This is a genomic window from Candidatus Eisenbacteria bacterium (genome assembly GCA_016867495.1).
In the GTDB taxonomy this organism is placed as follows: domain Bacteria; phylum Eisenbacteria; class RBG-16-71-46; order CAIMUX01; family VGJL01; genus VGJL01.
Genome location: VGJL01000123.1, coordinates 1 through 7409, shown reverse-complemented (window position 1 = coordinate 7409; position 7409 = coordinate 1). Strand labels below are relative to the sequence as shown.

General features: G+C 67.4%; 7 protein-coding genes. 5 read left to right on the top strand and 2 right to left on the bottom strand.

What is annotated here, in order from left to right; all coding sequences use genetic code 11:
* Positions 1-63 precede the first annotated feature (63 nt).
* Complete coding sequence (locus FJY88_10210) at positions 64-1206, bottom strand: efflux RND transporter periplasmic adaptor subunit (GenBank protein ID MBM3287705.1); 1143 nt, start codon at positions 1204-1206, stop codon at positions 64-66.
* A 193-nt stretch (positions 1207-1399) separates the two neighbouring features.
* Between FJY88_10210 and rpiA the strand changes: the two genes are divergently transcribed.
* Both rpiA and FJY88_10200 read left to right on the top strand, forming a co-directional pair.
* Positions 1400-2119 (top strand): ribose-5-phosphate isomerase RpiA, encoded by a 720-nt coding sequence (rpiA, locus tag FJY88_10205; protein MBM3287704.1) that lies wholly within the window; start codon positions 1400-1402, stop codon positions 2117-2119.
* A 306-nt stretch (positions 2120-2425) separates the two neighbouring features.
* A complete protein-coding gene (locus FJY88_10200) occupies positions 2426-3424 on the top strand; it encodes a hypothetical protein (protein MBM3287703.1) in 999 nt (332 codons plus the stop codon).
* A 141-nt stretch (positions 3425-3565) separates the two neighbouring features.
* Here the strand turns inward: FJY88_10200 and FJY88_10195 are convergent, their stop codons facing one another.
* Complete coding sequence (locus tag FJY88_10195) at positions 3566-4792, bottom strand: hypothetical protein (protein ID MBM3287702.1); 1227 nt, start codon at positions 4790-4792, stop codon at positions 3566-3568.
* Here FJY88_10195 and FJY88_10190 point away from each other — a divergent pair.
* The 3 genes from FJY88_10190 to FJY88_10180 all read left to right on the top strand — a co-directional run.
* Positions 4735-6009, top strand: coding sequence for an efflux RND transporter periplasmic adaptor subunit (locus FJY88_10190; protein ID MBM3287701.1), 1275 nt, complete (start codon positions 4735-4737; stop codon positions 6007-6009). The genes FJY88_10195 and FJY88_10190 overlap by 58 nt on opposite strands.
* Positions 6006-6710 (top strand): ABC transporter ATP-binding protein, encoded by a 705-nt coding sequence (locus FJY88_10185; GenBank protein MBM3287700.1) that lies wholly within the window; start codon positions 6006-6008, stop codon positions 6708-6710. The genes FJY88_10190 and FJY88_10185 overlap by 4 nt, the downstream gene beginning before the upstream one ends.
* A 16-nt stretch (positions 6711-6726) precedes the next feature.
* A partial coding sequence (locus tag FJY88_10180; protein ID MBM3287699.1) for an ABC transporter permease occupies positions 6727-7409 on the top strand: 683 nt, incomplete at its 3' end.

Below are 7409 nucleotides of genomic sequence, written 5' to 3'. Positions count from 1 at the left end.
AGCCGCTGCGCTTTCAGGTCGCGCCAGAACTGGATCAGGACGATTCGGAGCTGCATCGCGCCCCTACTTCTTCTCGAGCCGGCTCCGCTCCGGCTCGAGGACGGAGTCGGTCTCCGCGAGCCCCGCCTTCACCTCGACCGTGAGGCCGTCGGAGAGGCCGGTCATGATCTCCCGCTCCTCGGGCCGGCCGTTCCCATCGAGGATCCGTACGGTCGCCTTCCCCTTCTCGTAGCGGACGACGCGCTCGGGGACGGTGAGGACGCCCTCGGCGCGCTCGATCGAGATCCTCGCGTTGGCGGAATAGCCTGCCCGCAAGGGGCGCTGGCCGGTCCTCGTGATGTCGACCTCGACATCGAAGAGGGTTGCCGATTCCTGCTTGCGCGCCTTGGGGGAGATTCTCTTGAGGACGCCGCCGACCTCCTCCTCCGGAATCGCGCCTACCGTGAAGCGGACCGGCTGCCCCGCCGCCAGCCTCCCGACATCGACCTCGTCGACGGTCCCGCGGAAGAGAAGGTGGTTCATGTCGGCCATCGTGATCAGGACCGTGCCCGCCTGATACGATGTCAGTGGAACGACCGGGTCGCCCGGATGGACGTCGCAGGTGAGAATCGTCCCGCTGACCGGAGCGACGATCCGGTTGCTGACCTCGCTTCCCCCCGCGAGCTTGGCCCGCCCCTGCTCCAGGAGCTGCAGCCGCTCCTCCTCCAGCTTCGCTCGCAGGTTCGCCGAATCGTACTCGCGTCTTGCCACGTCGAGGTCCTTCTCGGAGGAGAGGCCCTGGGCGGCGAGGTCGCGGGTCCGCTCGAACTCCTTGCGCGAGGCCAGAACGGCGACCTCGGCGATCTCGAGCTGGCGCTGCGCCTCGGCCCTCTCGAGAGGCGTGGGATCGGGGCGGATGTCGATCAGGGGATCGCCCTGAGAGACCTGATCCCCGACCGCGACATGGACCTTGGCGACGATCCCGGGGATCTTCGACTTCACGGAGATCTCCTGGTCGGGGACGATGCTCCCCACCGCCAGCGCCTCGCGGAGGACGTTGCCGCGCGCGACCGCGACCATCTGGGGAGCCTGCTCCGCGCGCAGCTTGCTGCGGCGCGCCACGAAGAGAGCGGCGGCCGCCGCGATGAGGACGGTCGCGACGATGATCCAGCGCTTCATGGGAACCTCCCGACTTCTCCTGCGGCATTCGGCAGGTCGCAGAGACATAGTACGCGGTTGGGGCGCGCCGGGTTGCAGGGGCCAGGGCGCCCCTGGATCCTGGTCTCTTGCGTCGCCCGGAGCCCTTGTCGGGGGTTCGGGCGGTTGCTAGTCTGGCGGCGCTGACGCTGCCTGGAGCAGCGACTCGTCCTGCGTGGCGGCTACGCATCCCGCCGAACCCGGCGATTGAAGGGAGGAGAGAATGACCGGACCCGATCCTGCCGCGGAGGGGAAGAAGAGGGCCGCCTTGGAGGCGGCCGCGATGGTGCGAAGCGGACAGGTGGTCGGGCTCGGAACCGGCTCCACGGCGGCCCATGCGATTCGCGAGCTCGGCCGCCGCATCCGGGAGGAAGCGCTCTCGATCGTCGGGATCCCGACCTCCAACATGGCCGCCGGGCTCGCGCGCGCGGAGGGGATCCCCATCAGGACGCTGGACGACATCGAGAGGATCGACATCGCCATCGACGGCGCCGACGAGGTTGATCCCCTCTGCGACCTGATCAAAGGGGGAGGCGCCGCCCACACGCGCGAGAAAGTGATCGCGTCAGCCGCGGAGCGTTTCGTGGTCGTCGTCGATGAATCGAAGCTCGTCCGGCGGCTGGGGGAGAAGTCGGACGTCCCGGTCGAGGTGATCCCGATGGCCGTCTCGATCGTGATGCGCCGCCTGCGCGAACTGGGCGGGGAGCCGGCGCTCCGGATGGGGATTCGCAAGGACGGTCCCGTGATCACGGACGAGGGGAACATGGTTCTCGATGTGCGGTTTCAGCGGATCGAGGATCCCGCGTCGATCGAGAGGCGGATCAACTCGATCCCCGGCGTTCTCGAGAATGGGCTCTTCATCGGCATGGCGGATCTGGTCCTCGTGGGCGGGGCGACCGGGGCCTCCGTCCGGAGGATGGAACCGCCCGCCCGGGACGGTTGACGAATAGCCGCTCATGAAGGGCGCGGCCTGGGGTCGGGGACCGCGGCCAAACCCGGGGTGCAGGCTCCTCCTGGCCTTCGGCCTTCTTTGGACTGCCATTCAAATGAGAAGTATATACGATTGAATTGTGCATGATTTCTCATGACAAAAGACTGTAACCGATTGATTTAAAAAGATCGCACGGCCCGCTTTCGTGCTTGACCTCTCCATGTGTGGTCCATATTCTCTTCTGAACATGATTAGGAAGGATCGAATCCCGATCCTCATTGCCAGGTTCACACGGCCGCGCCTCTAGGAGGGTGTTTCATGAGAACGAAGGTCTCTTCCTTGAGCCTCTTGGGCAGCGCAGCCCTCTTGGCTCTGTCACTCCCTATCGCCACTGCCTTCGCCGACAACGGTGGAGCCACGCGGGATGATGGCGTCGCTACGAGAACTCCCGGAACGCAGCTCGAGCGGATCCACTTCGTCAGCGAGGGTGAGCGCTGCTTCCGCGTCGTCACCGCGGGCGTCCGGACAAGACACGCGGTCGGCGCCGTCGGCGGCACGGCCGGAGGCACGATCATCCTTCCTCCCGGGCCCGCAGCCGGGAACATCATCTGGGCCGGGCTCTATTGGGTGATTCTCGGCGGGGCCCCGCCCATCAATGCGGTGACCCTGAACGGCTTCGCGGTCGCCCCGGCCCCGCTGCCGGTGACCGCCAGCCCGTGCTGGGCCCACCCGTCGGCCTTCGCCTACTTCGCGGACGTGACTCCTTTCGTCGTCGCCGGGGCGAATGTCGTCGCGGGGCTTGACGACAGCGGCGCCTTCAATGTCAGCCCCGAGAGCGAAGGGGCCTCGCTTGTCGTGATTTACAACGATCCACACACGACCGCCTGCGAGGTGATCGTCCTCGACGGAAACGACCTGCTCAGTATGGCGGGCCAGGTGATCGATAACGCCCTGCCGTCGTTCTGTCCTCCCGGCCTGCCGGCGAGGCTTCACTTCATCGGCGGGGACGGCCAGACCATGCCGACCTATCCGTTCACGGACAACCAGCTGTGGAACGGATTGCCTTTGGGGGATGGGGATGACTTCGACGCGAGCGATCCGCCCGCGCCCGGAGCGACGCCGGATCTCGCCTGGGACACCGACACCTATCTCGTTCCCGCGGTGCCGCCCTACGTCGCCTCGATCGACTCGGGGGCCGGCCCTTCGTATGACTGCATCAACTGGATCGTGACAGTCCTCGAAGTCGGGGAGTTCCCCTGCCAGGCGACTCCGACCCAGTCGAAGTCGTGGGGGCAGATCAAGAGCCTGTTCAAGTAACCGCACTTCAATCCGAACTGCGCGGCTCGGAGGGGCCCCTGGCGGCCTGGGCGCTTGCGCCCGGGTTGTCGGGGGCCTTCGATCGCTGCGCCCTCGCGGCCGGGCCTGCCGGATCTCGCCGCCGAGCCCGCGCGGGTCTCGTTACCCGAACCTGACCAGGTCGCGCGCAAGGAAGGGCCAGCCCGCGATCCACGGCATGAGGCCGACGATCCGGTATCGGGCGGGGGTGTGCAGGAGCAGCATGCAGCTCAGCACGTAGAGCTCTGAGCCGGCGCGAAGGAAGGCCCAATCCTCGCACCAGACCGCGCAGGTCAGAGAGAAGACGAGCGCGAGGTAGAGCAGCCACGAGAGCTTTTCGCCGGCCATTCCACGCACCCTTCTCAGCGCCAGAGCCACCACGGCGACCATCAGCAGGAGGAGGACGATCTCGATGAACCAGGTCCTGTGGAATCGATTGCGGAGGTCGGCGGTCCGCGCGAGGAAGTCCAGGAAGGCGACCAAGGGCGGGCCGATGTTGTTGTGGATCTCCCTCTCCAAGGAGACGCCCCAGACATGCTGAAGGCGGATCTGCCAGAGGCCCCAGATCGCGACAGGGATGGCGATCGGCTGCCACCCGCCGAGCTCTCTCTGTTTCCATGCCCGGTGGATCCAGACAAGGCCGGTCCCCGCGACGAGCAGGAGGGCCGTCTCCTTGGCGAGGACGGCCGCGGCCAGAAGCGCGCCCGCGAGAAGATGCCTTCCTCTTGCGAGGCTCAGCAGGGCCGTCATGACGAGGCATAGCTCGACGATCTCCGCGAGGTCCCGCGTCAGGGAGAGGAGGAATCCGCCGTAGAGCGGGAAGACGAGTCCCCAGAGGGCGCGCCTCCCGGCCCGCCGCGCGATCATCCCGCCGATGAGCCCCATCGCGCAGAGGGCGACGTAGTTGACGAGGATCAGCGCCCAGGGCACGGCGAGAGGGCGGCCGAGGGAGAGGGCCATGACGAGGAGCGGGTAGAGGATCCGCTGCTGGCGGTAGCGCGGCGTGTCGAAGGTGATTCCGAAGTCGGTGAGCGTCCGAGTGAAGGGATCGAGCGCGAGCCGGTAGTAGAAGACCCCGTCGTAACCTCCGTAGATCGAGAACCACGTGAGTCCCTCAGGGATCTGCTCCGTCGATACGAACTCGCCGCCGGCGATGACGAAGCTCGACGCGTCGAAGTCCTTCCTTTCCAGCTTTGCCAGGAGGAAGAGCGAATAGAGGAGCGCCGTGATGGCCATGGACGCGAAGGGCGTGTCGAACCGTCGCCAGAGCGCGCTTCTCATCGAGAGAGGAGATTCCCCCGTCGGGGCGGCCGCGTCAACGGGGGACCTCGCGACCCGGCGAGTCGCCATCTGCCGCCCTCCTTGTGTTTCCTCCGCCCCCGACCTACGATGGCCATCTCAAGTCGGAGGATCCCGTGAAACGCTGGCACAAGAGACTCCTCGCGCCGGCCGCCCTGATCGCCACCATCGTCCTGCTGCGGCTGACGCTCTTTCGTCCTCACCCCATCCCGGTGACAGTGCAGACGGTCTCCCGGGGGCGCGTGGAGGAAACGGTCGTGAACTCCCGGGCGGGGACGGTCAGTTCCCGGAGCCGCGCGGAGATGAGCCCCGCGATCCAGGGGCTGGTGGTCGAGATCCCTGTGGAGAAGGGGCAGCGCATCGAGAAGGGGATGGTCCTCCTCCGGCTCGACGATCGGGAATACCAGGCCCAGGTCACGCTCGCCGCCCGCTCCCTGGACGCGCTCCGCGCCTCCGCGAGCGAAGCGCGCCTTGCATCCGAGCAGGCCGAGCGGAACAGGCTCCGGGCCGAGGGACTCGCGCGCCAGGGGCTCCTCTCCGAGCAGCGCCTGGAGGAAGCAAGGACCGCCGCCGAGTCGGCGGCCGCCGCCCTGAATGCCGCCACTGAGATCGTGAAGCAGGCGGAGGCGTCTCTTGCCGCGGCCAAGGCGATCCTGGCGAAGACGATCATGGAAGCCCCCTTCGATGGGGTCGTGCTCGACATCACGGCGGAGGTCGGAGAGTGGATCAGTCCGTCGCCGCCGGGGGTCTTCATCCCTCCGGTGATCGACGTGATCGATCCGGACAGCCTCTACGTCAGCGCCCCTCTCGACGAGGCAGACGTCGCCCGCGTTGGCCTTGGCCTGCCGGCCCGTATCACGATGGACGCCTTCCGCGATCGATCCTTCCCGGGCCGGATCACCTACATCTCCTCCTATGTCGAGACCCGCCAGGAGCAGAACCGGACGCTCAAGGTCGAGGCGGTCTTCGACGAGCGGGATCTCCCCGACAACGTGCTCCCGGGCCTTTCGGCCGACATCGAGGTGATCCTGAACGCCCGGGATGACGTCCTCCGGATTCCGACCTACGCGCTGCTCGAGGGGGACAGGGTCCTCGCCCTGGGCAGCCGGCGCCTCGAGGAGAGGAAGGTCGAGGTGGGGCTTCGCAACTGGGAGTTCGCCGAGATCCTCTCCGGATTGACGGAGGGGGAGCGCGTCGTCGTGTCCCTGGACCGTCCGGAGGTGAAGAGAGGCGCCAGGGTCCGGGTGGCGGAAGAGATCGCCAAGTGATCCTCCTCTCCGGAGTCTCGAGAACCTTCGAGGTGGGCGGCCGCCCGGTGCGCGCACTGAGGGGAATCGACCTCGAGATCGAGGCGGGCGAGTACGTCTCGATCATGGGACCGTCGGGATCGGGGAAATCGACGCTGCTCAACATCCTCGGCTGTCTCGATCGCCCGACGGACGGCTCCTACCGGCTCGACGGGCAGGAGACCTCTCGTCTTTCGGAGGATGAGCTCTCGATCGTGCGGCGCCACAAGATCGGCTTCATCTTCCAGTTCTTCCACCTGGTGCCGAGGCTCAGCGCGGCCGAGAACGTGGAGCTGCCGATGATCTTCGCCGGCATCGATCCGGGGCTGCGCAGAGAGCGAATCTCGGTCTCCCTTGCATCCGTCGGCCTGACCGACCGCGCGCACCATCGTCCCGATCAGCTCTCGGGCGGCGAGCGCCAGCGGGTCGCGATGGCCCGGGCCATGGTGATGCAGCCGGCCATCCTCCTGGCGGACGAGCCGACCGGGAATCTCGACTCCGCATCCGGCGGAGAGGTCGTCGCCCTCCTCGAGACGATGAACCGGGAGAGGGGGCTCACGCTCGTCGTCGTCACGCACGATCCGGGCATCGGCGGACGCGCGGGGCGCAGGATCCGCCTGGCCGACGGCGCGCTGGTCGAGGACAAGCGCGCCGAGGCCTCGCCAACATCGGGGAGCCGATAGCCCGGTCGGGGGGAGGATGAGGTCGCGCGATCTCCTGCGGTTCTCTTCCGGGGCGCTCCGCGGCCACAGGCTGCGGACCTTCCTCTCGCTCCTCGGGGTGGCGATCGGCGTCGCCTCGGTCATCATGCTGACCAGCCTGGGCGAAGGGGCGCGGCTCTACGTCACCGGCGAGTTCGCGTCCCTGGGCTCGAACCTTCTCATCGTCCTTCCGGGCAAGACGGAGACCGCCGGCGCGATGCCCTTCATGGGCAGCGCGCCCCACGACCTCACGCTGGAGGATGTGAAGGATCTGCGGCGACGGATTCCCGAGATCCGCAGGATCGCCCCGGTCGTGATGGGGACGGCGACGGCCGAGGCTCCCGGGCGAAGCAGGGACGCGACGATCATCGGGACCACGCACGAGGTTCTTGAGCTGCGGAAGCTCAAGATGGCCGTCGGCCGCTTCCTTCCCCCCGGCGAGACCGACGCGCCCGTCTGCGTCCTCGGCGCGAAGATCGCCTCCGACCTCTTCGGCAACGGCAATCCGCTGGGGGAAACGGTGAGGATCGGCGAGACGCGCCTGCGCGTGATCGGGACGATGGCCCCGCGAGGGACTTCGATCGGAATGAACTTCGACGAGGTGATCGATATCCCCGTCGAGACCTCGATGCGGATGTTCGACAGGAGCACGCTCTTCAGGGTCCTCGTGGAGGTGGCCTC